20 protein-coding genes, 2 tRNA genes and 3 rRNA genes are annotated in these 26068 nt (G+C 65.8%); 11 read left to right on the top strand and 14 right to left on the bottom strand.

Annotated features, from left to right (window positions below; translation table 11 throughout):
* Window positions 1-7 precede the first annotated feature (7 nt).
* Window positions 8-982, top strand: a complete 975-nt coding sequence (gene nudC / locus ACVCMG_RS11230) for an NAD(+) diphosphatase (RefSeq protein WP_395120638.1) — start codon at window positions 8-10, stop codon at window positions 980-982.
* A gap of 83 nt (window positions 983-1065) precedes the next feature.
* Here the strand turns inward: nudC and ACVCMG_RS11225 are convergent, their stop codons facing one another.
* Window positions 1066-1386: a hypothetical protein gene (locus ACVCMG_RS11225; protein ID WP_447106983.1), complete on the bottom strand. Its 321-nt coding sequence runs from the start codon at window positions 1384-1386 to the stop codon at window positions 1066-1068.
* Between the two features lie 61 nt (window positions 1387-1447).
* Here ACVCMG_RS11225 and ACVCMG_RS11220 point away from each other — a divergent pair, with 61 nt between their 5' ends.
* Window positions 1448-1696, top strand: coding sequence for a hypothetical protein (locus ACVCMG_RS11220; RefSeq protein WP_447106984.1), 249 nt, complete (start codon window positions 1448-1450; stop codon window positions 1694-1696).
* Between the two features lie 67 nt (window positions 1697-1763).
* Window positions 1764-2633 (top strand): beta-lactamase induction protein, encoded by an 870-nt coding sequence (locus ACVCMG_RS11215; protein ID WP_447106985.1) that lies wholly within the window; start codon window positions 1764-1766, stop codon window positions 2631-2633.
* A 76-nt stretch (window positions 2634-2709) separates the two neighbouring features.
* Here the strand turns inward: ACVCMG_RS11215 and ACVCMG_RS11210 are convergent, their stop codons facing one another.
* Window positions 2710-4584 (bottom strand): MFS transporter, encoded by a 1875-nt coding sequence (locus ACVCMG_RS11210; protein WP_447114148.1) that lies wholly within the window; start codon window positions 4582-4584, stop codon window positions 2710-2712.
* Window positions 4585-4867: 283 nt separating this feature from the next.
* On the opposite strand from ACVCMG_RS11210, the gene ACVCMG_RS11205 reads away from it, so the two are divergent.
* The gene (locus ACVCMG_RS11205) at window positions 4868-5443 is read left to right on the top strand and encodes a helix-turn-helix domain-containing protein (RefSeq protein ID WP_395120642.1); all 576 of its coding nucleotides are present in this window, start codon (window positions 4868-4870) and stop codon (window positions 5441-5443) included.
* 52 nt (window positions 5444-5495) lie between these two features.
* On the opposite strand, the gene glyS is transcribed toward ACVCMG_RS11205, so the two are convergent.
* Together glyS and glyQ are read right to left on the bottom strand one after the other, a co-directional pair.
* Window positions 5496-7643, bottom strand: a complete 2148-nt coding sequence (glyS, locus tag ACVCMG_RS11200; protein WP_447106987.1) for a glycine--tRNA ligase subunit beta — start codon at window positions 7641-7643, stop codon at window positions 5496-5498.
* Window positions 7640-8557, bottom strand: a complete 918-nt coding sequence (glyQ, locus tag ACVCMG_RS11195; RefSeq protein WP_447097776.1) for a glycine--tRNA ligase subunit alpha — start codon at window positions 8555-8557, stop codon at window positions 7640-7642. Before glyQ ends, glyS begins: the two co-directional genes overlap by 4 nt.
* Window positions 8558-8656: 99 nt before the next feature.
* Between glyQ and ACVCMG_RS11190 the strand changes: the two genes are divergently transcribed.
* Window positions 8657-10477 carry a GspE/PulE family protein gene (locus tag ACVCMG_RS11190; RefSeq protein WP_395120645.1) on the top strand — a complete coding sequence of 607 codons (1821 nt, stop codon included), beginning with the start codon at window positions 8657-8659 and terminating at the stop codon, window positions 10475-10477.
* Between the two features lie 27 nt (window positions 10478-10504).
* Window positions 10505-11227 carry a glutamine amidotransferase gene (locus ACVCMG_RS11185; RefSeq protein ID WP_395120646.1) on the top strand — a complete coding sequence of 241 codons (723 nt, stop codon included), beginning with the start codon at window positions 10505-10507 and terminating at the stop codon, window positions 11225-11227.
* Window positions 11228-11234: 7 nt separating this feature from the next.
* Here ACVCMG_RS11185 and ACVCMG_RS11180 read toward each other — a convergent pair whose 3' ends face one another.
* The 6 genes from ACVCMG_RS11180 to ACVCMG_RS11155 all read right to left on the bottom strand — a co-directional run bounded on the left by ACVCMG_RS11180 (window position 11235) and on the right by ACVCMG_RS11155 (window position 17579).
* The gene (locus ACVCMG_RS11180) at window positions 11235-11918 is read right to left on the bottom strand and encodes a rhomboid family intramembrane serine protease (protein ID WP_395120647.1); all 684 of its coding nucleotides are present in this window, start codon (window positions 11916-11918) and stop codon (window positions 11235-11237) included.
* 241 nt (window positions 11919-12159) lie between these two features.
* A 5S ribosomal RNA gene (rrf, locus tag ACVCMG_RS11175) occupies window positions 12160-12273 on the bottom strand.
* A 302-nt stretch (window positions 12274-12575) separates the two neighbouring features.
* A 23S ribosomal RNA gene (locus ACVCMG_RS11170) occupies window positions 12576-15454 on the bottom strand.
* 204 nt (window positions 15455-15658) lie between these two features.
* Window positions 15659-15734, bottom strand: a tRNA-Ala gene (locus tag ACVCMG_RS11165).
* 1 nt (window position 15735) lies between these two features.
* Window positions 15736-15812 (bottom strand) — tRNA-Ile (locus tag ACVCMG_RS11160).
* Window positions 15813-16033: 221 nt separating this feature from the next.
* Window positions 16034-17579 (bottom strand): 16S ribosomal RNA (locus tag ACVCMG_RS11155).
* Together the 16S, 23S and 5S rRNA genes with 2 tRNA genes alongside form the textbook arrangement of a ribosomal RNA operon.
* 8 nt (window positions 17580-17587) lie before the next feature.
* On the opposite strand from ACVCMG_RS11155, the gene ACVCMG_RS11150 reads away from it, so the two are divergent.
* On the top strand, window positions 17588-17782 hold the full coding sequence (locus tag ACVCMG_RS11150; RefSeq protein ID WP_395120256.1) for a hypothetical protein: 195 nt from the start codon (window positions 17588-17590) through the stop codon (window positions 17780-17782).
* Window positions 17783-17982: 200 nt separating this feature from the next.
* Here the strand turns inward: ACVCMG_RS11150 and tyrS are convergent, their stop codons facing one another.
* Window positions 17983-19194 (bottom strand): tyrosine--tRNA ligase, encoded by a 1212-nt coding sequence (gene tyrS / locus ACVCMG_RS11145; protein WP_447106988.1) that lies wholly within the window; start codon window positions 19192-19194, stop codon window positions 17983-17985.
* Between the two features lie 206 nt (window positions 19195-19400).
* On the opposite strand from tyrS, the gene ACVCMG_RS11140 reads away from it, so the two are divergent.
* The gene (locus ACVCMG_RS11140; protein WP_395120649.1) at window positions 19401-20846 is read left to right on the top strand and encodes an OapA family protein; all 1446 of its coding nucleotides are present in this window, start codon (window positions 19401-19403) and stop codon (window positions 20844-20846) included.
* 13 nt (window positions 20847-20859) lie between these two features.
* Complete coding sequence (locus ACVCMG_RS11135; RefSeq protein WP_447115409.1) at window positions 20860-21993, top strand: anhydro-N-acetylmuramic acid kinase; 1134 nt, start codon at window positions 20860-20862, stop codon at window positions 21991-21993.
* Here the strand turns inward: ACVCMG_RS11135 and ACVCMG_RS11130 are convergent.
* From ACVCMG_RS11130 to ACVCMG_RS11120, 3 genes are all read right to left on the bottom strand, one after another.
* Window positions 21963-22265: a hypothetical protein gene (locus ACVCMG_RS11130; RefSeq protein WP_395120650.1), complete on the bottom strand. Its 303-nt coding sequence runs from the start codon at window positions 22263-22265 to the stop codon at window positions 21963-21965. The genes ACVCMG_RS11135 and ACVCMG_RS11130 overlap by 31 nt on opposite strands.
* Before the next feature lie 181 nt (window positions 22266-22446).
* Window positions 22447-23751, bottom strand: a complete 1305-nt coding sequence (locus ACVCMG_RS11125; RefSeq protein WP_447097772.1) for an AmpG family muropeptide MFS transporter — start codon at window positions 23749-23751, stop codon at window positions 22447-22449.
* Complete coding sequence (locus tag ACVCMG_RS11120) at window positions 23741-24511, bottom strand: exodeoxyribonuclease III (RefSeq protein WP_395120652.1); 771 nt, start codon at window positions 24509-24511, stop codon at window positions 23741-23743. Before ACVCMG_RS11120 ends, ACVCMG_RS11125 begins: the two co-directional genes overlap by 11 nt.
* A 101-nt stretch (window positions 24512-24612) precedes the next feature.
* On the opposite strand from ACVCMG_RS11120, the gene pyrE reads away from it, so the two are divergent.
* Complete coding sequence (pyrE, locus tag ACVCMG_RS11115) at window positions 24613-25260, top strand: orotate phosphoribosyltransferase (protein ID WP_447114147.1); 648 nt, start codon at window positions 24613-24615, stop codon at window positions 25258-25260.
* Between the two features lie 126 nt (window positions 25261-25386).
* Complete coding sequence (locus ACVCMG_RS11110; protein ID WP_447097770.1) at window positions 25387-26028, top strand: DUF4124 domain-containing protein; 642 nt, start codon at window positions 25387-25389, stop codon at window positions 26026-26028.
* The last annotated feature ends 40 nt before the right edge of the window (window positions 26029-26068 follow it).

The following is a 26068-nucleotide window of genomic DNA, read 5'->3' as shown; positions in this document are numbered from 1 at the left end:
CCTCGCCATGGACCAGGCCAGGCTGCCGCGCCCCAACACCTTCGCCGGCCTGAGCCTGGTGCTCGACCGCATGGCCGAGCATCGCGACGAGGCGACGTGGGTGGCCGCGCAGGCACGCGCCGACACGGCTCGCTACCTGCTGCTGGATGCCACCGGCGAGGCCTATCTCCGCCGCGACGACGACGCGCTGCGCTGGCTCACCGCCGCCGAACGTACGCAATGGCTGGCCGACACGCGTGCCAGCTTGCTCGGCATCGCGCACGGGCGGCCGCACTTCCTGCTGGTAGTGAGCGATCGCGAGCAGGGCGACGCGCTGGAAACCGCGCTGGACGCACGCCGCATGAGCCTGCGCAGCGCCGGCCTGTTGCTGCCTGCGGACGAGGCCGGCCTGTTCGCCTATGCCAAGGGGCTGTCGCACTGGCAACGTGAGACGCAGTTCTGCGCGTACTGCGGCGGGCCGTTGCAGCTGGTGGCCGCCGGGCATCGGGCGCAATGCCGCAACCCCGATTGCGCGCGACTGCATTTCCCGCGCACCGATGCGGCGGTAATCATGCTGGTGGAGCACGACGGCGCCTGCCTGCTGGGCCGCCAGCCCGGCTGGCCGCCGCACCGCTATTCCACCCTGGCCGGCTTCGTCGAGCCGGGCGAGGCGCTGGAAGATGCCGTGCGCCGCGAGGTGGCCGAGGAATCGGGCGTGATCGTGGACGAGGTGCGCTACCACTCCTCGCAGCCGTGGCCGATGCCGGCGTCACTGATGGTCGGCTTCATCGCCACCGCGGTATCGCGCGAGATCCGCATGCGCGACCTCGAACTGGAGGATGCGCGCTGGTTCACCCCGCAGCAGATCGTCGACGGCATCGCCGACGGCAGCTTCCTGCCGTCCACACGCTTGTCGGTGTCCTACCGGCTGCTGGCGCACTGGCTGCACGGGCGCGCCGGACTGGACCTGGACGCGTTGACCGCCGTCGCGCCCGTCGCCTGATCCCTTCCGGCGGAACTCCATCGCGGCGCGCGGGTCGTTGTCCGGGTACCCGGCCACGGATGGACCTCTCCCATGCACCCGACTCACCGCTTTCCGGCAGCGATGCGCGCATCGAGCGGGCGCGTCGCCATCCACGTGGCGGTGATCGGCGTGCATCTGGCGGCATGGCTGGTCTGTTTCCATGCCAGCCCGCGCGTCTGGCGGCCCGCCGCACTCTGGCGCCATCCGCCATCGACGCCGCTCACCCTCCGGTTGCTGACGGTGGTGGCCACGGCCGCACCGCCCAGGCGGCCATCGCGGCGTCCTTCGGTACGGCGCCCTCCGCCGCCCCGAGGCATCGTCACGTCACCGACGCCCACACCGCTGCCGGCGACGTCACCGGCGCGCGAGCGCAGCGCGATCACCACCAAAGCCGACGTACCCGGTTACGTCGCCGGCGGCAATCTTCTGCGCGGCGGGATGTCCATGCCGCGCCCGGTCCGCCTGCCCGGCTCCTCGACGCCGATCGTGGAGGGTTTCCGCATGGTCGACCCGCGCATGCAGGGCGTCGGCGGCGCCGTGCGCATGGTGCAGGCGCTGTTCGGCGTGGTCGACCCGCACTGCATGGACGTGGAGGTCTGGCGCGGCATGACGCCGGCCGAGCAGTTGGCCCGGCACATCAGCTCCACCGACGTCGAACGCACCGCCGAGCGCTACCACTGCGGGCCCGGCTGAGCGGCGAGCGCCAGCGGGCTGCACACGCGCTCGTTACAATGCGGCCATTGTCCGGGAGTGCGTCACCATGGCCATCCGTCTGCTCGTTGCCCTGATCGCCCTTGGCCTGCTGCATGTCTCGCCGCAACTGGCCAGCTGGCGCCGCGACGGCCTGTTCCGGCGCTGGGTGGCGCAGTTGTCCGACACCAGTGGCGCCGGCCGCGTGGTGCTGGCGCTGGCCCCGCCGCTGCTGCTGTGCGCACTGCTGGTGTGGCTGTTCGGGCACACCGTACTGGGCGAGTTGCTGCCGCTGCTGTTCTCCGTGGTGGTGCTGATCTACTGCTTCGGTCCACGCGAGTTCGAGCGTGACCTGGAGGCGATCCTCGCCGCGCCCGACGACGTCAGCCGCGAGGCGGCGGCGCAACGGCTGTCCGACGACGGGCGCCCGGTGCGCTGGCACGCCCCGGCGCTGGGCGAGGCGATCGTCTATGCAGCGTTGCGCCGACGCTTCGCGGTGCTGCTGTGGTTTTTCCTGCTCGGCCCGGTCGGCGCGCTGCTGTACCGGCTGGCGCAGACGCTGGGGCGCGACGACTCGCTGGCGCTCGACGGCGACAGCCAGCATGCCGCCCGCTACCTCGCCAACGCGCTGGACTGGTTGCCGGCCCAAGTGCTGACCTTCACCCTGGCCGTGGTCGGCCACTGGGATGCGGTGATCGAGGCGTGGCGGCGCTGGCACATCCAGGCCACGCCGACCAGCTGGTATCAGCGCGGCCCCGGCTTTCTCGGCGCCGCGGCGCAAGCCGACGTGCGCATCGACATCGAGGCCGGCGACGGCTATGCCGAGGAGCACAGCGATCCGCTGGACGAGCTGCGACGCCTGCGCGGCGCCTTGCTGCGCGCCTTGCTGGCCTGGCTCAGCGTGATCGCCTTGCTGGTGATCGGCAGCTGGGTGAGCTGAAGCCGGCGGGCGGGGCCGGCTTGGACCAGCTACGCCAAGGCAGGGCGGGCACTGCCCGCCGCTTGCCCCGCCGCGCTCAGGCAAGCTCCCCGCGCAATTCGCGAACCCTGGCTTCCAGCGATGCGGCGCTGGCCGCCTGCGGCGGCACCGGCGCATCCACGACCAGTTCCACCCGCGCCCGGAAGCGCCGCGGCAGGCGCAGGCGGCCGAGCCGGGTGTCGCGCCGGCTCCACACGCTGCCCCACAACCCCCGCAGCGCCAGCGGCACTACCGGCACCGGGCGCCGGGCCAGGATCTTCTCCAGCCCTGGCCGGAATGGCGCGATCTCGCCATCGCCGGTCAGGCCGCCCTCGGGGAAGATGCATACCAGCTCGCCGTCGGCCAGCGCCGCGTCGATCGCGTCGTACGCCTGCTGCAGCACGACCGGATCTTCCTTTTGCCCGGCAATCGGAATCGCCTTGGCCGTGCGGAACACGAAACGCAGCAGCGGGGTGTGGAAGATCCGGTAATACATCACGAAGCGCGCCGGCCGCCGCAGGTTGGCCATCAGCAGCAGCGGGTCCATGAAGCTGACGTGGTTGCACACCAGCAGCGCCGGACCTTCCTCGGGCAGATGCTGCATGCCGTCGACGCGCACCCGGTACAGCGTGTTCACCAGCACCCAGGTGATGAAGCGCATCAGGAACTCGGGCACCAGGGTGAAGATGTACACCGCCACCAGCACGTTGAGCAGGGCGGCCAGCAGGAAGATGGTGGCCGCGTCCATGCCCAGCCGGCCCAGCACCAGCCCGAACACCGCGGCCAGCACGATCAGCAAGGCATTGATGATGTTGTTGCCGGCGATCACCCGCGACAGCCGCTCGCGCGGCGTGCGCGACTGCACGAAGGCAAACAGCGGCACCACGTAAAAGCCGGCGAACACGCCGATCGCGGTGAGGTCGAGCACGATGCGCCAGCTGCCGGCGCCGTGCAGGAACGCCAGCCAGTCCAGCCCGCGCGTGGCCGCAAGCCCGTGCCGGGCCAGGTACAGGTCGATGCCGAACACGGTGAGGCCGAACGCGCCCAGCGGCACCAGGCCGATCTCCACCCGCTTGCCGGACAGCTTCTCGCACAGCAGCGCGCCGACGCCGGTGCCGATCGAGAACAGGGTCAGCACCAGCGTGTTGACCGAGCCGTCGCCGCCCAGCGTCTCGCGCGTGTAGATCGGCAACTGCGCGATCAGCACGGTGCCGAAGAACCAGAACCACGAGATGCCCAGCACCGCGTTGAACACCGCGCGATCGGCGCGGGTGATGCCCAGCACGCGGACGGTCTCGCTGAACGGGTTCCAGTTGAACTTCAGGTCGGGCGCGGTCGCCGGCGCGGCCGGAATGCGCCGGCTGGCCAGATAGCCGGCCACCGCCACCGCGATGGTCGCGCCGGAGGCCAGCATGGGCCCCACGCCGGCCACCAGCATCAGCGAGTTGCCTGCGATCATGCCCACCAGCATCGCCATCTGCGTGCCCATCTCGACCAGGCCGTTGCCGCCGACCAGTTCCTCGTTCTTCAGTGCCTGCGGCAGGATCGCGTACTTGATCGGCCCGAACATGGTCGAGTGCATGCCCATCATGAACAGCACCACCAGCAGCAGCGAGGTGTGGTGGGTGTAGAAGCCGTACGCGGCCAGCGTCATCGCCGCGATCTCGAACAGCTTCACGTAGCGGATGATGCGGCTCTTCTCGTACTTCTCCGCCAGCTGGCCGGCGGTGGCGGAAAACAGGAAGAACGGGATGATGAACAGTGCCGGCGCCAGGTTGGTGTAGATCCCGACGGTGCGGTCGTCCAGCCCCATCTGGAACGCCACCAGCATCACCAGCGCATTGCGGAACGCATTGTCGTTGAAGGCGCCCAGCGCCTGGGTCCAGAAGAACGGCGCGAAACGCCGCTTGCCGAGCAATCCGAATTGGCTCATGCCTTGTCCTGTGATGGGTCCCCGGCGCCACCACGGCCGGCGGCGACCGGGCGACGGTAGCAGCTGCGGCGCACCGGACGAAAGATCGGCATGGCATGAAACTCCCCGCCATTCGCGCGGTCGCAACCTGGTTGCCGGCGCGGGTTCGGGATCGACGGCTTGGCACGGCACCGGCGGCGGGCGCAAAATGCTGCGTGGACGACCCGGTTTTCCCGCCGCGGCGATCGTCCCCGAAATCTTGCGCCCCGGTGCAGTCTCCTACCCTACCGACACGGCCACTCCCATGAGCAAGTCCTCTCCCCAGGTTTCCGGCGGCACCTTCGCCGACCGCATCCGGCTGCTGATCCAGCGCGTCGGCAGCGCCACCGAGATCGCCCGCATGTGCGGCTTCTCCGAAGGCGTGGTGCGCAGCTGGCGCGACGGCAATACCGACCCCTCGCGCGCACGCTGCGTCACCCTGGCGCGCACGCTGGGCATCTCGCTGGTATGGCTGGTGGCCGGCGAGGGCGGCATCCAGATCGACCCGACCCCGACCATGCAGGACGACCAGCACAGCAGCCAGGTCGTGCGCACCCAACGCGTCCACGCCAAATCCGGTACGGTCACCCGTCTGCCGTTGTCCGCGCAGATGCAGGGGTTGGACCCGCAGCGCCTGAACACGGCGATGCAGATGCTGCAATCGGAACTGGAACTGGCCGGCAGCCCGCTGGGCCTGGCCGAGAACACCGACCTGCTCACCGAGCTGTACGAGATCCTCGGCCCGGGCGGCGTCAACGTGGACGCCGGCGCGATGATGGCGTTCAACCGCCACCTCGCCCAGCGCCTGCGCAAGGATCGCCTGGCCTCCACCACGGCCTGAGATCCGGGCGCACTCCCGCGGGGTGGGCGTTCGCCCGTTCCGCGGTTCGGCGTCAGAGCAGGGCGATGTCAGCCACGGTGCTGAACTGGCTCTTCAACTGATTGAGCAGCGCCAGGCGGTTGGCCCGCACGGCGGGGTCTTCGGCGTTCACCAGCACGTTGTCGAAGAACGCATCCACCGGCACCTGCAGTTGTGCCAGGCGGGCCAGCACGGCAGCGTAATCGCCGGCGGCCTCAGCCGCGGCGCTGTCCTGCCGCGCGGCGGCCAGCGCATCGGCCAGGTCGCGCTCCGCCTCCGCCTCGAAACAGGCCGGGTCGACCGTCCGCCCGATCGGCGGCGCACCGGCCTCCTCGGCCTGCTTGCGCAGGATGTTGGCGACGCGCTTGTTGGCTGCCGCCAGGCTCACCGCCTCGGGCCGGCGGCCGAACTCGACCACCGCACGCAGGCGCCGGTCGAAGTCGGCCAGGCTGGCCGGCTGCACCGCCAGCACGGCTTCGAAGGCCCCGTGTTCGAAGCCCTGTTCGGCGTAGTAGCCGCGCAGGCGCTCATGCACGAAGTCGAGCAGCTCCTCCAGCAGGATCGCGCGCCGCGCGCCCGCCTGCAGCGCCGGCGGCTTGCCGTCCTTGCCGGGCTTGAGGCCGGCCGCCAGCGCGGCATCGGGCAACTGCTCCAGCGCCTCGATGAAACTCGCGCGCAGGTCCAGTTCCAGGCCGCCCTCGATCAGGGTACGCGCCAGGCCCAGCGCCGCGCGGCGCAACGCGAACGGGTCCTTGTTGCCACCGGGTTTCATGCCGATGGCGAAGATGCCGGCCAGGGTATCGAGCCGCTCGGCCACCGCCAGCACCTGACCCAGGGGGTCCGCGGCGATGCGGTCGCCACCGAAGCGCGGTTGGTAGTGGCTGTCCAGCGCCTCGGCCACCGCCGGCGGTTCGCCGTCATGGACGGCGTAATAGCGCCCCATCACGCCCTGCAGCTCGGGAAACTCGCCGACCATGCGGGTCAGCAGGTCGCACTTGGCCAGGCTGGCGGCGCGCGTCGCCAGCGCCGCATCGACGCCGACCCGGTTGGCCACCACCCGCGCCAGTTCGGCCACGCGCACGCTCTTGTCCCACTGGCTGCCCAGCGCCTGCTGGTAGGTGACGTTTTTCAGCTGCTCCTGGTAGCTGGCCAGCGGCGTCTTGAGGTCCTCGTCCCAGAAGAACTTGGCGTCGGCGAAACGCGGCCGGATCACCCGTTCGTAGCCACGGCGGATCTCGACCGGGTCCTTGCTCTCGATGTTGGCGATGCCGATGAAGTGTTCGGTCAGCTTGCCCTCGGCGTCGAACACCGGCACGAATTTCTGGTTCGCCACCATGGTGGTGACCAGTGCCTCGGCAGGCACTTCCAGGAAGCGGCGCTCGAAGGTGCAGGCGATCGCCACCGGCCATTCGGTGAGGTTGGCCAGCTCGTCCAGCAGCGCGTCATCCAGTTGCGGCGTGCCGCCGGTGCCTTGCGCGGCGAGCTCGATCTGCTGGTGGATGCGCTGACGCCGCTCGCGCGGATCGGCCAGCACCTTTGCGGCGCGCATCGCGTCGAGCCAGCCGTCGGCGTCGGCCACGTGCACCGGTTGCGGATGCATGAAACGGTGGCCGCGCGACTTGCGCCCGCTGGCCAGGCCCAGCACTTGGCCGTCGACGATGTCGGCGCCGTGCAGGATCACCAGCCAGTGCACCGGGCGCACGAAACTGTAGTCGTGGTCGGCCCAGCGCATCGGGCGCGGGATCGGCAGCGCCTTGAGCGCCTCGTCGATGATCCCCGGCAGCAGGGCCGCCAGCGACTGGCCCGGCCTGACCGCACGCCAGACGAACCACGCGCCCTTGTCGGTTTCGAGCTTCTCCAGCTGGCCGACGTCGACGCCGCATGAGTGCGCGAAACCAAGCAGGGCCTTCGACGGCCGCCCTTCGGCGTCGAGCGCGGCGGCCACCGCGGGGCCGCGGCGTTCGATGGATTGCGCCGGCTGCGCCGCCGCCACCGCAGGGATGAAGGCCGCCAGCCGGCGCGGCGAGGCGTAGGCCACCGCCTGGTCCAGCCCGGCGCTGACGCCGCGCGCGGCCAGCCCGCCCACGATGCCGCGCAGGAATGCGGCGGACAGCTCGTCCAGTGCGCGCGGCGGCAGTTCCTCGGTGCCCAGTTCGATCAACAGCGACTTGCCGGCGTTCATGCGGCCTGCTCCTGGTGGGCACCAGCGTGCTTGAGGCCGGGAAAGCCCAGCTTCTCGCGTTGCGCCACGTAGGCCTCGGCGACGGCGCGCGACAACGCGCGCACGCGCAGGATGTAGCGCTGGCGCTCGGTGACGCTGATCGCGCGGCGCGCATCGAGCAGGTTGAAGGTGTGGCTGGCCTTCATCACCTGCTCGTAGGCGGGCAGCGGCAGGTTGGCCGCCACCAGCTTGTTCGCCTCGCCCTCGCAGACGTCGAACCAGCGCAGCAGCTCGGCCACGTTGGCGTGCTCGAAGTTGTAGGTGCTCTGCTCGACTTCGTTCTGGTGGAACACATCGCCGTAGGTGACGGTGCCGCGCGGGCCGTCAGTCCAGACCAGGTCAAAAACGCTATCCACGTTTTGCAGGTACATGGCCAGGCGCTCCAGGCCATACGTGATCTCGCCGGTGACCGGCCGGCACTCGATGCCGCCGGCCTGCTGGAAGTAGGTGAACTGGGTGACCTCCATGCCGTTCAACCACACCTCCCAACCCAGTCCCCAGGCACCCAGCGTGGGTGATTCCCAGTTGTCCTCGACGAAGCGCAGATCGTGCACCAGCGGGTCGAGGCCGAGCTCCTTCAGCGAGCCGATGTACAACTCCAGGATGTTCTCCGGGTTCGGTTTCATCACTACCTGGTACTGGTAGTAGTGCTGCAGGCGGTTCGGGTTTTCGCCGTAGCGGCCGTCGGTGGGGCGACGCGACGGCTGCACATAAGCGGCCGACCAGGGCTCCGGGCCGAGCGCACGCAGGAAGGTGGCCGGATGGAACGTACCGGCGCCCACTTCGGTGTCCAGCGGCTGCAGCAGTACGCAACCCTGCGCCGCCCAGTAGCGGTTGAGGGTCTGGATCACATCCTGGAAGGTGCGCGCGGACATGGCTTTCCGTGACCTGGGTTAAAGCGCGTTAGTATAGCCGCAGCTCGCTTTGCGGCTGGAATTTCCGGCTGGCGGAGCCTTGCACAGGACACTTGCCGGATGGCTGCATCGCCACAAATTGCCTCGCTGCTCGGCCGTCGTGGCCGACTCGAACTGGACGAGGTGCTGGCCGCGCTGGTGGTCGACGGTTACGCGCTCGCCGAGGATGCGAAGAACGTGCGCATGGGCGCGCGCGCCGGCCGCAGCACGGTGGAGCTGCACCCGCTGGTGGTGATCGCCAACGCCAAGTTGATCAACCAGCGCGAGCCCGGCCGGCCATTGAGCCTGGAGACGCTGGCCGAGTGGCTGGCTGGCCATGCCGGCTTGCCGTACCTCAAGATCGATCCGATGAAGATCAACGCAGCCACGGTCACCCAGGTGGTGAGCCTGGCCTACGCGAAACGGCACCGCATCCTGCCGATCGCGGCGACCGTGGGCGAGGTGACGTTCGCCACCAGCGAACCGTTCGACGACGCCTGGGCGCCCGACCTGGCCCACATGCTGCGGCGGGACATCAAACGCGTCGTGGCCAGCCCGATCGACATCAACCGCTACCAGCAGGAGTTCTACGGCGTCCAGCGCTCGATCCAGCTGGCGCAGGACGCCAAGACCGGCAGCGACAGCTCCTCGGCGATCCTCAACTTCGAGCAATTGGTGGAGCTGGGCAAGAGCGGCGAGGTCGGCGCCGACGATCGCCATGTGGTGCACATCGTCGACTGGCTGCTGCAGTACGCCTTCGAGCAGCGCGCCTCGGACATTCATCTGGAACCACGACGCGAGACCGGCTACATCCGCTTCCGCATCGACGGCGTCATGCAGAAAGTGTTCGAGTTGCCGGCGCCGGTGATGACCGCAGTGACCGCACGCATCAAGATCCTCGCCCGCATGGACGTGGCCGAGAAGCGCCGGCCGCAGGACGGCCGCATCAAGACGCGCTCTGCCTCCGGGCGCGAGGTGGAGTTGCGCATCTCGAACATGCCCACCGCCTTCGGCGAGAAGGTGGTGATGCGCATCTTCGATCCGGATCTGGTGGTGAAGGATTTCGCCCAGCTGGGTTTCTCGCCGAGCGAGGCGGAGAACTGGCGCAACATGGTCGAGCGCCCGCACGGCATCGTGCTGGTCACCGGCCCCACCGGCTCGGGCAAGACCACCACGCTGTATTCCACACTCAAGCACCTGGCCACGCCAGAACTCAACGTGTGCACCGTGGAGGACCCGATCGAGATGGTCTCGCCGGAGTTCAACCAGATGCAGGTGCACGCGGCGATCGACCTCGATTTCGCCGCCGGTGTGCGCACGCTGCTGCGGCAGGACCCGGACATCATCATGGTCGGCGAGATCCGCGACCTGGAAACCGCGCAGATGGCGGTGCAGGCCTCGCTCACCGGACACCTGGTGCTGTCCACGCTGCACACCAACGACGCGCCCAGCGCGGTCACCCGCCTGCTCGATCTCGGCGTGCCGCACTACCTGATCCAGTCCACCCTCACCGGCGTGGTGGCGCAACGCCTGGTGCGCACGCTGTGCCCGCATTGCAAGCAGGCCACCACCCAGGACCCGCTGGCGTGGAACGTGCTGACCCGCGGCTGGGCGATGCCGGTGCCGGCGCAGGTGTACCGGGCGGTCGGCTGCCTGGAATGCCGCAACACCGGCTTCATGGGCCGCACCGGCATCTACGAGATGATGAAGCTCTCGCCGCATCTGCGCGGCATGATCTCGGCCGAACTCGACCTCAGCGGCTTCGGCCAGGCTGCGTTGGACGAGGGCATGCGCCCGCTGCGCATCTCCGCCGCCGACCAGGTCGCCGCCGGACTGACCACGGTGCAGGAAGTGCTGACCGTGTTGCCACCGATCGACGCCTTGGCCGATGATCCGCACTAGCGCGTCAAACCTCCCCCGAGACACCGCATGAAACCCGTCCTGATCATCCGTACCGGCCGGGCGCCGGACAGCATCCGTGCGCGCCACGGCGATTTTCCGCACTGGTTCCGCCTCGCCGCCGGACTGCGCCCGGAGCGCCTGCGCATCGTCGACGTGGCGGCCGGCGAAACGCTGCCGGCGGCGGGCGAGGTGGCCGGCGCCATCGTCACCGGCTCGGCCGCGATGGTCACCGAGAAACTACCCTGGAGCGAAGCGACCGCCGGCTGGATCCGCGACGCGATGGACGCCGAGGTGCCCTTGTTCGGCGTCTGCTACGGCCACCAGCTGATGACGCACGCGTTGGGTGGACGGGTCGATTACCTGCCCGGCGGGCGTGAGATCGGCACCCAGTCGATCGGGGTCAGCGCAGGGCAGGCGCACGACCCGCTGGGCGCTGGCCTCCCCGCCAGTTTTCGCGCGCACACCACGCACGAGCAGAGCGTGCTGGAGCCGCCCGCGGGGGCGCAGATCCTGGCCAGCTCGGCACGCGACCCGCACCAGTGGCTACGCTACGGGCCGAACGCGATCAGCGTCCAGTTTCATCCCGAGTTCAACGCCGAGGTGATGCGCGCCTACATCCGGCGCAAGCGCCACGACCTGCATCGCGAAGGTGCCGACGCCGCGCGCATCTTCAGTGACGTGGCCGCCACCCCGATCGCGCGCCGATTGTTGCGCCGCTTCGCCCATCTGCACGGTTGGGCCGGCGACTGAGCCGCCATCAGCCGCGCAAGCGCCTGGCGATCGCCTCGCGCGAGAACAGCGCAAACCCCACGCCGAACACGAAACCGCCGATGTGCGCCCACCACACGTAGGCACCATAGCTGGGCCCGGCATAGCTGAACAGCAATTGCAGCAGCACCCACATGCCGATCAGCAGGAAGGCCGGCACGCGCACGAACTGCAAGTACAGGCCGAGCGGCAACACCAGGCCCAGGCGTGCCCGCGGAAACAGCGCCACGTAGGCGCCCACCACCGCCGATACCGCACCGCTGCAGCCGATGATCGGCAGGCGCACGCCGGCCAGCGACAGCGCCCCGATCAGGTTGGCCACCACGCCGCCGATGACGAACAGCACCAGGAAGCGCAACGATCCCAGCGCACGCTCACCGGGCAAGCCGAAGATCACCAGGAACAGCAGGTTGCCCAGCAGATGCAGCCAGGTGACGTGGATGAAGAGCGCCGTGAACAGCCGCAGCAGCGCCGGATCGGTCAGCTGCGGCAGCAATGGCTCGTGCGCATCGAAGATGTTCGCCGGCACCGTACCCCACTGCAGCAGCAGCGCGATGCGCTGCGGCGCCGGGATCATTGCCAATCCGACGAAACAGACCACACACAGACTGACCAGCAGCACGGTCGCCCAATGCCAGCGCGGCCGGCGGCGCGTTTCCACATGGACAAACAAAAGCCATCCCTCCGCCTCGCCCGCGCGCTGGCGCGTGACCTGGCCATCATAGGCGATCGCTGCCGCATGACCTTGACGCAATGCGGCTCTTGGCCGGTGGCTGTCGCAGGGTCACCCGAGCGCAGGTCCACCTCGAGAACGAGCTCCCTGGCGGTGACCTGTTGCAGGTTGCGGGCGGCGGTGGCGGCGGCAGAAAAGAAAAACCCCCACCGTTGCCGGTGAGGGTGTTTCGGGATAAAGCCCCTGGCGGTGACCTACTCTTGCATGGCAAAGCCACACTACCATCGGCGCATGCGCGTTTCACTTCTGAGTTCGGGATGGGATCAGGTGGGACCACGCCGCTATGGCCGCCAGGGAAGGGGTGGGAGCAGCGCGCGTGCGCCAGCTCCACGTTTCTGAAGAGGCGGCCCTGACGGCCGGCTCTTCCGCGAAAGATCCCTCGAGGTGTTGAAGAGTCCGCCATGGATGGCGAGGTGTTGACTCTTCTTTCCGTGAGAGGGATCTCACGTGAGATAAATCGTAAACGAGTGACAAGCGTCGAGGTGAAATTCAAACGTTTCGAGACAGTGCTCGAGGCGGCTCCTTTGAAGAGTCCGGCCAGGGATGGCCGGTGGCTCCGCAGAGGGACCTGCGTCAAACAAAGCCACTTGGGGTTATATGGTCAAGCCGCACGGCTCATTAGTACAGGTAAGCTCAACGCATTGCTGCGCTTCCACATCCTGCCTATCAACCACCTGGTCTTGATGGTGCCTTCAGGAGAGTCAAGCTCTCGGGAGATCTCATCTTGGGGCGTGCTTCCCGCTTAGATGCTTTCAGCGGTTATCACTTCCGTTCATAGCTACCGGGCAATGCCTCTGGCGAGACAACCCGAACACCAGCGGAACGTCCACTCCGGTCCTCTCGTACTAGGAGCAGCCCCCCTCAAATCTCCAACGCCCACGACAGATAGGGACCGAACTGTCTCACGACGTTCTGAACCCAGCTCGCGTACCACTTTAAATGGCGAACAGCCATACCCTTGGGACCGGCTACAGCCCCAGGATGTGATGAGCCGACATCGAGGTGCCAAACACCGCCGTCGATATGAACTCTTGGGCGGTATCAGCCTGTTATCCCCGGAGTACCTTTTATCCGTTGAGCGATGGCCCTTCCATACAGAACCACCGGATCACTAAGACCTACTTTCGTACCTGCTTGATCCGTCGATCTCGCAGTCAAGCACGCTTATGCCTTTGCACACAGTGCGCGATGTCCGACCGCGCTGAGCGTACCTTCGTGCTCCTCCGTTACTCTTTGGGAGGAGACCGCCCCAGTCAAACTACCCACCATACACGGTCCCTGACCCGGATAACGGGCCGAGGTTAGAACGTCAAGCACTTCAGGGTGGTATTTCAAGGATGGCTCCATGCAAACTGGCGTCTGCACTTCAAAGCCTCCCACCTATCCTACACAGAAGAACTCAACGTTCAGTGTAAAGCTATAGTAAAGGTTCACGGGGTCTTTCCGTCTTGCCGCGGGAACGCTGCATCTTCACAGCGAATTCAATTTCACTGAGTCTCGGGTGGAGACAGCGCCGCTGTCGTTACGCCATTCGTGCAGGTCGGAACTTACCCGACAAGGAATTTCGCTACCTTAGGACCGTTATAGTTACGGCCGCCGTTTACTGGGGCTTCGATCAAGAGCTTCGCCTTGCGGCTGACCCCATCAATTAACCTTCCAGCACCGGGCAGGCGTCACACCCTATACGTCCACTTTCGTGTTTGCAGAGTGCTGTGTTTTTGATAAACAGTCGCAGCGGCCAGGTTACTGCGACCCATCGGTGCTCAGCTACGCATGTAGCCACACTGATGGGCGCACCTTCTCCCGAAGTTACGGTGCCATTTTGCCTAGTTCCTTCACCCGAGTTCTCTCAAGCGCCTTGGGATTCTCACCCTGCCTACCAGTGTCGGTTTACGGTACGGTTCTTCTACAGCTGAAGCTTAGTGGCTTTTCCTGGAAGCGTAGTATCAGTCACTTCGCCCAAAAGGGCTCGTCATAAGTGCTCGGCATAAAGGATCCCGGATTTGCCAAAGATCCATGCCTACCTCCTTTCCCCGGGACAACCAACGCCCGGTAGACCTAACTTTCTCCGTCCCCACATCGCACTGTAGAAAAGTGCGGGAATATTAACCCGCTTCCCATCGACTACGCATTTCTGCCTCGCCTTAGGGGCCGACTCACCCTGCGCCGATGAACGTTGCGCGAGGAAACCTTGGGCTTTCGGCGGGGGGGCTTTTCACCCCCCTTATCGTTACTCATGTCAGCATTCGCACTTCCGATACCTCCAGCAGACTTTACAATCCACCTTCACAGGCTTACGGAACGCTCCTCTACCGCGCACATTGCTGTGCACCCCGAGCTTCGGTGTCTAGCTTAGCCCCGTTAAATCTTCCGCGCAGACCGACTCGACCAGTGAGCTATTACGCTTTCTTTAAAGGATGGCTGCTTCTAAGCCAACCTCCTGGCTGTCTATGCCTTTCCACATCGTTTTCCACTTAGCTAGAACTTGGGGACCTTAGCTGCGGGTCTGGGTTGTTTCCCTTTTCACGACGGACGTTAGCACCCGCCGTGTGTCTCCCGGATAGTCTGTCCTGGTATTCGGAGTTTGCCATGGTTTGCTAAGTCGCGATGACCCGCTAGCCATAACAGTGCTCTACCCCCAGGAAGATTCGTCCGAGGCGCTACCTAAATAGCTTTCGAGGAGAACCAGCTATCTCCGAGTTTGTTTAGCCTTTCACTCCTATCCTCAGCTCATCCCCATCTATTGCAACAGATGTGGGTTCGGTCCTCCAGTGCGTGTTACCGCACCTTCAACCTGGCCAAGGATAGATCACTCGGTTTCGGGTCTACTGCCTGAGACTATGCGCCCTATTCAGACTCGATTTCTCTTCGCCTCCCCTATACGGTTAAGCTTGCCACAGACAGTAAGTCGCTGACCCATTATACAAAAGGTACGCAGTCACCCTTGCGGGCTTCCACTGCTTGTACGTATACGGTTTCAGGGTCTATTTCACTCCCCTCTCCGGGGTTCTTTTCGCCTTTCCCTCACGGTACTAGTTCGCTATCGGTCAGTCAGGAGTATTTAGCCTTGGAGGATGGTCCCCCCATGTTCAGACAAGGTTTCACGTGCCCCGCCTTACTCAATTTCATATCAAGTGCCCTTTCGTCGACTGGGCTATCACCATCTATGGCCGGCCTTTCCATGCCGTTTGACTAGAACACAAGATACTTTTGGGCTAGTCCGCGTTCGCTCGTCGCTACTGACGGAATCTCGGTTGATTTCTTTTCCTCCGGGTACTTAGATATTTCAGTTCCCCGGGTTCGCCTCGCATGACTATGTATTCATCATGCGATACCGCTTGCGCGGTGGGTTTCCCCATTCGGACATTGCCGGATCAAAGCTTGTTGCCAGCTCCCCGACACTTTTCGCAGGCTGCCACGTCCTTCATCGCCTCTGACTGCCAAGGCATCCACCGTATACGCTTAGTCGCTTGACCATATAACCCCAAGTCGCCTCGGGGCATGCCCCCTCCTCAGGGGCAGCCAAGTTACTTCGTTTCGTGCCTTAACACTTGCCTCGGTTCGGTTCGAACCAAGACGCTTGTCACTCGTTTACGTGTTTTCAAAGAACATCGTGCCGGCCTCAATGCCGGTCGATTTCAAAATCTTTCGTGTGCTGATACTTCACGCGCCCACTGGAGTGGTGGAGCCAGTCGGGATCGAACCGACGACCCCCTGCTTGCAAAGCAGGTGCTCTCCCAGCTGAGCTATGGCCCCATGGTGGGTCTGGGTGGACTCGAACCACCGGCCTCACCCTTATCAGGGGTGCGCTCTAACCACCTGAGCTACAGACCCATGAAAGGTGAACCCCAGAACCCGCGAGCCAAGCTACCTGGTCCCGCTTGACGGGGCCGTAAGCCTCGTTCGAAGCGGCTGTTGTGAAGAGTCCGGCCATGGAGGGCCGGTCTTGATGTTCGCTCTTCGCAACAGGGACGTTGCGTAAGCAAACCCTTCGCGTGAAGTACAGGTGTCTTGTGTGGACGTCTTGCACCGATCGGTGCGACGTGTCGTTCTCGAAAGGAGGTGATCCAGCCGCACCTTCCGATACGGCTACCTTGTTACGACTTCACCCCAGTCATGAACCACTCCGTGGGCGTCGTCCCCCTTGCGGTTAGACTAACGCCTTCTGGAGCAACCCACTCCCATGGTGTGACGGGCGGTGTGTACAAGGCCCGGGAACGTATTCACCGCGGCATAGCTGATCCGCGATTACTAGCGATTCCGACTTCATGGAGTCGAGTTGCAGACTCCAATCCGGACTGGGATCGGCTTTCTGGGATTGGCTCCACCTCGCGGTATTGCAACCCTCTGTACCGACCATTGTAGTACGTGTGTAGCCCTGGCCGTAAGGGCCATGAGGACTTGACGTCATCCCCACCTTCCTCCGGTTTGTCACCGGCAGTCTCCTTAGAGTTCCCGACATTACTCGCTGGCAACTAAGGACAAGGGTTGCGCTCGTTGCGGGACTTAACCCAACATCTCACGACACGAGCTGACGACAGCCATGCAGCACCTGTGTTCCGATTCCCGAAGGCACTCCCGCATCTCTGCAGGATTCCGGACATGTCAAGGCCAGGTAAGGTTCTTCGCGTTGCATCGAATTAAACCACATACTCCACCGCTTGTGCGGGCCCCCGTCAATTCCTTTGAGTTTCAGTCTTGCGACCGTACTCCCCAGGCGGCGAACTTAACGCGTTAGCTTCGACACTGATCTCCGAGTTGAGACCAACATCCAGTTCGCATCGTTTAGGGCGTGGACTACCAGGGTATCTAATCCTGTTTGCTCCCCACGCTTTCGTGCTTCAGCGTCAGTGTTGTCCCAGATGGCCGCCTTCGCCACTGATGTTCCTCCCGATCTCTACGCATTTCACCGCTACACCGGGAATTCCACCATCCTCTGACACACTCTAGCTCGCCAGTATCCATCGCCATTCCCAGGTTGAGCCCGGGGATTTCACGACAGACTTAACGAACCGCCTACGCACCCTTTACGCCCAGTAATTCCGATTAACGCTTGCACCCTTCGTATTACCGCGGCTGCTGGCACGAAGTTAGCCGGTGCTTATTCCTCAGGTACCGTCAGACTGCACACGTATTAAGCATGCAGATTTCGCTCCTGATAAAAGTGCTTTACAACCCGAAGGCCTTCTTCACACACGCGGCATTGCTGGATCAGGCTTGCGCCCATTGTCCAATATTCCCCACTGCTGCCTCCCGTAGGAGTCTGGGCCGTGTCTCAGTCCCAGTGTGGCTGATCATCCTCTCAGACCAGCTAGCGATCGTCGCCTTGGTGGGCCATTACCCCGCCAACTAGCTAATCGCACATCGGTTCGTCCTGCCGCGCGAGGCCTAAAAGGTCCCCCGCTTTCTCCCGTAGGACGTATGCGGTATTAGTCCCGGTTTCCCGAGGTTATCCCCCACGTCAGGGTAGATCCCGATGCATTACTCACCCGTCCGCCACTCGCCACCCAAGGAGCAAGCTCCTCTGTGCTGCCGTTCGACTTGCATGTGTTAGGCATGCCGCCAGCGTTCAATCTGAGCCAGGATCAAACTCTTCACTTAAGTTTTCGATGACCGAAGCCATCTATCTTTCCGAAGCGTATGTTCCCAACCAATCAAAACTCATTACTGACTTTTTACTTGGTGGGACGCTTGCATTGCTTGGACAGGTCACGACCCATCAACGCAAGACGTCCACACAATTCACCTGCGCACACTGTCAAAGATCTTCGCTGCCCGACCGCCTTTCGGTGATCGCCCCGTGACCTTTCGTCCCGGGTGAGCCGCCCATTCTACATCGCTTTCCGAGACCGTCAACACCTTCAGGGAAGTTCGTCGAGGTATCGCATGTCGCGCCCCATGGCGTTGGGCCGACGTGGGCCGCGAATCATACGGCCTGCGCTTTTTTTGGCAAGTGTTTTCTGCGTCGGCCGCGAATTCGCGCCGCGAGAATGCGGCTGTCGGTTCAGGCGACGACCAGCCGCACCCGCGCGAAATTGCGCTTACCGACCTGCAGGACGCCCTCGAAGCCGGCATGGAAAACGCGCTGTGCGTCTTCCGCGACGGCCGCGTCGATGCGAACGGCACGCTCCTTCAGCTTCCGGGTTGCCTCGGAGTTGCTGGTGGTCAGGCCGGCGGCGGTGAGCAGCGCGGCCAGGCGCAAGCCCTCCGCCGGCACGGCGATGTCGGTTTGCGGCAGCAGCGCGGTGTCGCCTTCGCCGCGCACGACGGCGTGCCAGCCGGCGATCGCCTGTTCGGCGGCGGCAGGGGCGTGGAAACGCGCAGCCAGCTCGCGCGCCAAACGCAACTTGGCGTCACGCGGGTTGAGCTGGCCACCCTCGACATCGCGCTTCATGCGCGCCAGCTCGTCCAGCGACACCTCGAAGCTGAGCAGCTCGAACCAGCGCCACATCAACTCGTCGCCGATCTTCATCGTCTTGGTGACGATGTCGATGGCCGGTTCGTTGATGCCGATGTAGTTGCCAAGCGACTTGGACATCTTGTTGACGCCGTCCAGCCCCTCCAGCAGCGGCATGGTGAGCACGATCTGCGGCGGCTGGCCGTAGTGTTCCTGCAGGCTGCGGCCCATCAGCAGGTTGAACTTCTGGTCGGTGCCGCCGAGCTCGATATCCGCCTTCAAGGCCACCGAGTCGTAACCCTGGGTCAGCGGGTACAAGAACTCGTGGATGGCGATCGGCTGCTGCGCGGCATAGCGCTTGGTGAAATCGTCGCGCTCGAGCATGCGCGCCACGGTGTGCTGCGCGGCCAGCCGGATCATGTCGGCGGCCGACATCTTGTCGAACCATTCGGAGTTGAAGCGCAGCTCGGTCTTCTCGCGATCCAGCACCTTGTAGACCTGATCGGCATAGGTCTCGGCATTGGCCAGCACATCCTCGCGCGTGAGCGGCTTGCGGGTGACGTTCTTGCCGGTCGGGTCGCCGATCATGCCGGTGAAGTCGCCGATCAGGAAGATGACCTGGTGACCCAGATCCTGGAACTGGCGCATCTTGTTGAGCAGCACCGTGTGACCCAGGTGCAGGTCCGGCGCGGTCGGATCGAAGCCGGCCTTGACCCGCAGTGGACGCCCCGATTTCAGGCGCTCGACCAGCTCCTCGCGCTTGATGATTTCGTCGGCGCCACGCGCAATCGTGGACAGGGCGTGCTCGTGCTCGCTCATGGATTTCTCGCTGGATGGGGCATGGAAAATGAACCGGGCGGCGCGAAACGGAGAGGCGTTAGCCATTCGCTGCGTGCGGCGGAAGTTAATTGTGCGTTAATCAGGAATGGATCGCAAACCATTGATGGCAAAGGCATTGACGCTCTCTGCACATCGCCGTTATGGTACGCCGAGTTTTTGCTTGAGCGGTACGGGGTGAACACGGCATGGCCGAAGAGAACATGGGCGCGCTGCAGGCGCGCAAGCAGGCCATATGCCGCAAGGCACAGCGTCTTCACTGTCGCTTCTACGAACGTTGCGCGCACTGGTCGTTCAACCGGTCGAGCGATGTCGAACCGATCCGCTGGCACCGCGAACACTGGATGCTTGCCGGCACAGCGCTGCTGATCACCTTGTTGTCCGGCTTCATCATGCCGTCGTGGGCCAACGCGATGCGTCCGGCGCCCGCACCCGTGGCGCACACGCTGTTGCCGCTGGCCCTGCCCAAGGCCGACCTGGTCCAGGCGCCGGTGTCCACCGTCGATGACTGGCAGGTGGTGCGGGTGCAGCCGGGACAGACCCTTTCCGACATCTTCACCGCCCATGGCCTGGGCATGAGCGACCTGCAGAAGGTGATGGACACCGCGGGCAACCACAAGGAGGCCCTGCACAGCATCCGTCCGGGCGAGGAGTTCGATTTCCTGCTCGGCAGCGACGGCAGCCTGAAGGGCTTCCGTTTCGATCCGGATGCCGCCAACCGCGCCGTCATCCGCTTCGACGGCGCACAACCCACGCTGGCCTTGCAGCCGCGCGACATCGACCGACGCGAGCAGGTGGCGCACGGCGTGATTCGCAGCAGCCTGTATGCCGCCGGTGACCAGGCCGGGGTGAACGCGGCGATGATCGGCAAGCTGGCCGACCTGTTCAAATACGACATCGACTTCGTGCAGGACCTGCGCGTGGGCGACAGCTTCACCATGATCTACGACGACATCTACCGTGATGGCGTGCGCTACGGCCAGGGCGACATCGTGGCTGCCGAATTCGTCAACCAGGGCAAGCGCTACACCGCTTACCGATTCAAGAAGGCCGACGGCAACTACGGCTGGTTCAGCGAAGATGGACGTCCGATCCAGAAATCCTTCCTGCGCATCCCGGTCGATTTCACCCGGATCTCGTCCCAGTTTTCCTCCGCCCGCATGCACCCGATCCTCGGCCGCATGCGCGCGCACAAGGGCGTCGACTACGCGGCCCCCAGCGGCACGCCGATCCACGCCGCCGGCGACGGCGTGATCAAGTACCACGGCTGGGAGCGCGGTTACGGCAACTTCGTGGTGATCCAGCACAACAAGACCATCAGCACCGCGTACGGCCACATGTCGCGGTTCGTGAAGGGCCAGCACGTGGGCGAGCGGGTGCGCCAGGGCGAGGTGATCGGCTACGTCGGCATGACCGGGCTGGCCACCGGCCCGCACCTGCACTACGAGTTCCGCGTCAACGGCGTGCAGCGCAACCCGCAGACGGTGACCCTGCCCAAGCCCGAACCGCTGCCCGCCGCCCAGCTGGCCCGCTTCGAGTCGCAGGTGGTCAAGCCGCAGCTGGCCCGGCTGACCGAGCTGGACAACCGGATCAAGCTGGCGCGCGCCAACGCTCCCGCCAATCACGACAACTGAGCTGCCCTTGCGCGTGGCTGAAGACGACTCGGCGCTCTACATCGGCCTGATCTCCGGCACCAGCGCCGACAGCATCGATGCGGTGCTGGTGCGTTTTCGCGAAGGCAAGCCGCACACCTTTGCCTGCCATGCCCATCCGTGGCCGCATGCCTTGCGCGAACGCATGCTGGCAGTGGCGCAAGGCGAGGCCGCGCTCGACCTGGACGACTGGGGCCGGCTCGACGTTGAAATCGGGCAGCAGTTTGCCGAGGCCGCCTTGCACTTGCTCGATCGCGCCGGCACGACGGCCGCGGCGGTGCGCGCCATCGGTTCGCATGGACAAACCTTGCGCCACCGGCCCGGCGGCGAGCACCCCTTCACCTTGCAGCTGGGCGACCCCAGCGTGATCGCCGAGCGCTGCCGCATCGAGGTGGTCGCCGACTTCCGCCGCGCCGACGTCGCCGCCGGCGGCCAGGGCGCGCCGCTGCTGCCGGCGGTGCATGCCATGCTGCTGGGCGTGCCCGGGCGTACGCGCGCCGTGCTCAACCTCGGCGGCATCGCCAACCTCACTGTGCTCGCGGCCGACGGCGGTGTGCGCGGCTTCGACACCGGGCCGGCCAACGGCCTGCTCGACGCGTGGTGCCTGCGCCATCGGGGCGAACCGTTCGATCGCGGCGGAGCCTTTGCCGCCCGCGGCCGGGTCGTGCCCGAGCTGCTCGACGCCCTGCTGGCCGATCCGTACTTTGCGCTGCCGCCGCCCAAAAGCACCGGACGCGAATACTTTCATCTGGACTGGCTGGCCACCCGCGCGCCGCCGGCCATACTGGCACCCGCCGACGTGCAGGCGACGCTGCTGGAGCTGACCGTGCGCAGCGTCACCGCAGCCGTGATGCAGCATGCGCCGGAAGCGACGGAGGTGCTGGCCTGCGGCGGCGGCGTGCACAATGAGCGGCTGATGCAGCGCCTGGGAGAGACGTTGGCTCCACGCCGGCTGGACAGTACCGCCAGCTGCGGTGTCGACCCGGACTTTCTCGAAGCGACCGCATTTGCCTGGCTGGCGCGCCAACGCCTGCTGCAACTGCCCGGCAACCTGCCGGCCGTGACCGGCGCGCGCGGACCGCGGGTACTCGGGGCGGTCTATTCCGCGCCGGCACCCGGCACGTCGTAACGGATGCTCTCCGGCGCCAGCTGGGTCGGCCGCGTGCGGGCCAGCGCCAGCAACGCCTCCTGGAACGCGCCGCGCTCGGCGGCTTCCCAGTGACCATCGAGTACGGCCAGGGCGTGCGGATCGCGCAGGCTTTCGCTGTATCGGTGCGCCACCGACATGCCGAGGCCGACGCGCAGCGCGTCCAGCATCACGTCGTTGACCGGACACTGGCGCAGCTTGGCCAGCGCCGCGATGCGTTCGGCCAGCAGGCCATCGATGTGATGAACGATCATGTCCGGCACAAGCGTCACTCCCTGCAGCACCTGCCCCTGTGCCGGGGATGTTTGCACATCCGCGATGCACCGGTGCCGCGCCGTGGCGATTTCCGTGGCTGACTTGGCAGTTGCGCTGTGACCCGCGCCACTGTGGGCCACTGCAGGTCCGGACCCGCTCGCATGGAACGGCCACAATCTTTCAGGTCACCGCCCGCGCGCGCTCGAATCCGCGAAAACGTCGCCACAATCCGGCGAACAGCAGCATCGCCGGGATCACCGCCAGCACGGTGAGCACGAAGTAGGCGCCGTAGCCCGCCGTCATGGCGATGCCGCCGGCAAAGAAGCCGAGCAGCTTGCCCGGCAGGTTGACCAGCGAACTCAGCAAGGCGTACTGCGTCGCGGTGTGCTGCTGGTTGACCAGCGAGGACAGGAATGCCACCGTCGGCGGCCCCAGCATGCCCAGGGTGAGGTTCTCCACCGAGATCACCAGGGTCAGCATGGCCAGATTGCCCGGGTGCGCGATCAGCAGCAGGTACATGAGGTTGCTGCAGCCGCACAGCACGATGGTGACGCCCAGCGGCCGCCACGCGCCCCAGCGCGCCACCATGGCGCCGCCGACGAACACGCCGACGATGCCGATCCAGATGCCGTAGATCTTGGTGATCGTGCCGATCTCGGTCTTGGAGAAGCCCATGTCGCGGTAGAACGGGCTCATGATGCCGCCGATGGTGGCCTGTTCGGGCATCTTGAACAGCAGCAGGAACAGCAAGGTCACGCCGGCCAGTGCCCAGCCGTAGCGCCGGAAGAAGTCGGCGAACGGATCGATCACGCTCTCGCGCATCGCGTCGCGCCAGCGCGCGGCACGCACGCGCAGCACCGTCGGCTCGCGCGCCACCAGCGTGGTGACGATCGGCAGCAGCATCGCCAGCGCCATCATCAGGTAGACCACGCGCCAGGCGATGTGGTCGGCCAGGATCAGGGCCACCGCGCCGGCCACCAGCAGCCCGATGCGATAGCCCAGCGAATAGGTCGCCACCAGCGCGCCCTGGTCCTCGACCGGCGCGATCTCGATGCGATACGCATCGACGGCGATGTCCTGCGTGGCGCCGAAGAACGCCACCGCCAGCGTGGCCGCCACGAACGCCGCCAGATGCTGCGGCGTCAGCGCCGCCATCGCGAGCAGCCCGGCCACCACGCCCAACTGGGCGAACAGCAGCCAGCCTCGCCGCTGGCCCAGGCGCGCGAAGCCCGGGATGTGCCCGTGGTCGAGCAGCGGTGCCCAGAGGAACTTGAATGCGTAGGTCATGCCCGCGCTGGCGATCATCGTGATGTCGGCCAGCTCGATGCCGTTCTCCTTCAGCCAGTACGCCAGCGTGCCGGCCACCAGCAGGAACGGCAGGCCGGAGGAGAAGCCGAACAGGCACATCGTCCACGCCGCCGGCTGGGTGAACGCATGCCACACCGACGGCTTCGCCGGCCGTCGCGCCGTTGCTTCAGTCGACATAGTCGACCGTGTACGGCGCGTGGTCGGAAAAACGCTGGTCTCGGTAGATCGAGCACGCACGCAGGCGATCGCGCAGCGAAGGGGTGACCACCTGGTAGTCGATCCGCCACCCCACGTTGTTCGCCCGCGCCTGGCCCCGGTTCGACCACCAGGTGTATTCGACCGCGTCGGGCTTGAGTGCGCGGAAGCTGTCGACCCAGCCGCGCTGGTGGAACAGCAGGTCCAGCCACGCGCGTTCCTCCGGCAGGCAGCCGGAGTTCTTCTGGTTGGAGCTCCAGTTCTTGATGTCGTTCTTCGTGTGCACGATGTTCCAGTCGCCGCAGATCACGTAGTCGCGGCCGCTTTTCAGCCACGCGTCGAAGATCGGCGTGATCCATTCCATCGCCTTGAACTTGAACTGCTGGCGCTCGTCGCCGGACGAACCGGACGGAAAGTACAACGAGACCACGCTGAGGTTGCCGAAGCGGGCCTCGATGTAGCGGCCCTCGTTGTCGAACTCGTCCCAGCCGAGTTCGGTCAGCACCTGGTCGGGCTCGCGCCGGGCGTAGATCGCCACGCCGCTGTAGCCCTTCTTGCTGGTAGCGTCGCGGTAGAAGCAGTGATGGCCGTCGGGGCGGAACATCGCGTCCGTGAGCTGGTCTTCCTGGGCCTTGGTCTCCTGCAGGCAGACCACGTCCGCGTTCTGCGCGCGCAGCCACTCGAATACGCCCTTGCTGCCGGCCGAGCGGATGCCGTTGGCGTTGAGGCTGATGATGCGCATGGGTACTCCCGGTCGACAGATCGGGCGATCATAACAACCCCGGCCGGCGGCACCGGCGCGTGTACCATGCGCGCACCGCCGCCATGCCAGCGAGACCGACCGTGCACGACTACCAACGCGACTTCATCGAACTCACCCTGCGCCGGCAGGTGCTGCGCTTCGGCGAGTTCACGCTGAAGTCCGGCCGGCAGAGCCCGTACTTCTTCAACATGGGCCGGATCGATTCAGGCGCCGCGCTGGCGCGACTCGGCCGCGCGTACGCCGCCGCCCTGGTCGAGGCGGGGATCGAGGTCGACATGCTGTTCGGCCCGGCCTACAAGGGCATCGCGCTGGCCGCGGCCACCGCCATCGCGCTGGCCGAACAGCACGGGCGCGACCTGCCATGGGCCTACAACCGCAAGGAGGCCAAGGATCACGGCGAGGGCGGCAGCCTGGTCGGCGCGCCGCTGGCCGGGCGCGTGCTGATCGTCGACGACGTGATGACCGCCGGCACCGCCGTGCGCGAGTCGCTGGCGCTGATCCGCGCCCACGGCGCCACGCCCGCCGGCGTGCTGATCGCGCTGGATCGCCAGGAGCGCGGCCAGGGCGAACGCTCCGCCGCGCAGGAAGTCGCCGCCGAGCACGGCATCCCGGTCATCGCCATCACCTGCCTGGACGACGTGCTGGAGTATGCCGGCGCGCAGCCGCAACTGGCTGCCGAACACGCGCGATTGCTGGACTACCGCGCCCGGCACGGCGTACCCCGCTGACCGGCGCGGCATGCGCCACCGGTTCATGCACCGGCCAATAGACTCCGGCCAACCCCATCACAGCAGCGCCGCGGGCAACCGGCCAGCATGGCGGAGCCAGCTATACTCGGGCCAACAGGAGAACCCATGCGCAAATCACTGCTCATTCTGGCTGCCGTAGCGATGGGCGCGAGCCTTGCCGCGTTCGCCCAGAACGCTGGCAGCGTGCGCTACAAGTGGTATGACAACCAGGGCCTGGTGCATTACAGCGACAGCCTCACCGCCGACGCGATGAAGTACGGCTACGACCTGGTCAACGATCGCGGCATGGTGGTGCGCCACGTGTCGCGCCAGCTCAACCCCGAGGAGCGCGCCGCGGCGGCCAAGCTGGCCGAGGCCGAGGCGGCCAGACAGCGCGCGGCGCAGGAAGTGGCCACCGCCGAGGCGCAGATGCTCAACGCCTACCCGGACGAGGAGTCGTACAAGATCTCGCTGCAGCAGACGCTGGACACGGTCGACCAGCAGATCCGCACCACCCGGATCAACCTGCGCAGCCAGGAGAAGGCGCTGACCGACCTGCTGGCCCGCGCCGCGGAGATCGAGAACGCCAAGAAGCCGGTGCCGAAATTCCTCACCGACAGCGTCGCCGCGCAGCGCAACGTCGTCACCGGCCTGCGCGCCACCTTGCAGCGCCAGCAGACCCTGCGCACGCAGACGGTGCAGGAGCAGGTCAAGCAGCTGGCCCGCTACCGCGAGCTGAAAGCCGAGCAGGACAAGGCTTCGCAGTAGCCTGGCTCGGGCCGACGCGGTCCGCGTCCCGGCCCGCCAT

It is taken from the genome of Rhodanobacter sp. UC4451_H18, from assembly GCF_052978225.1.
This window is presented reverse-complemented; position numbering and strand designations above follow the sequence as displayed.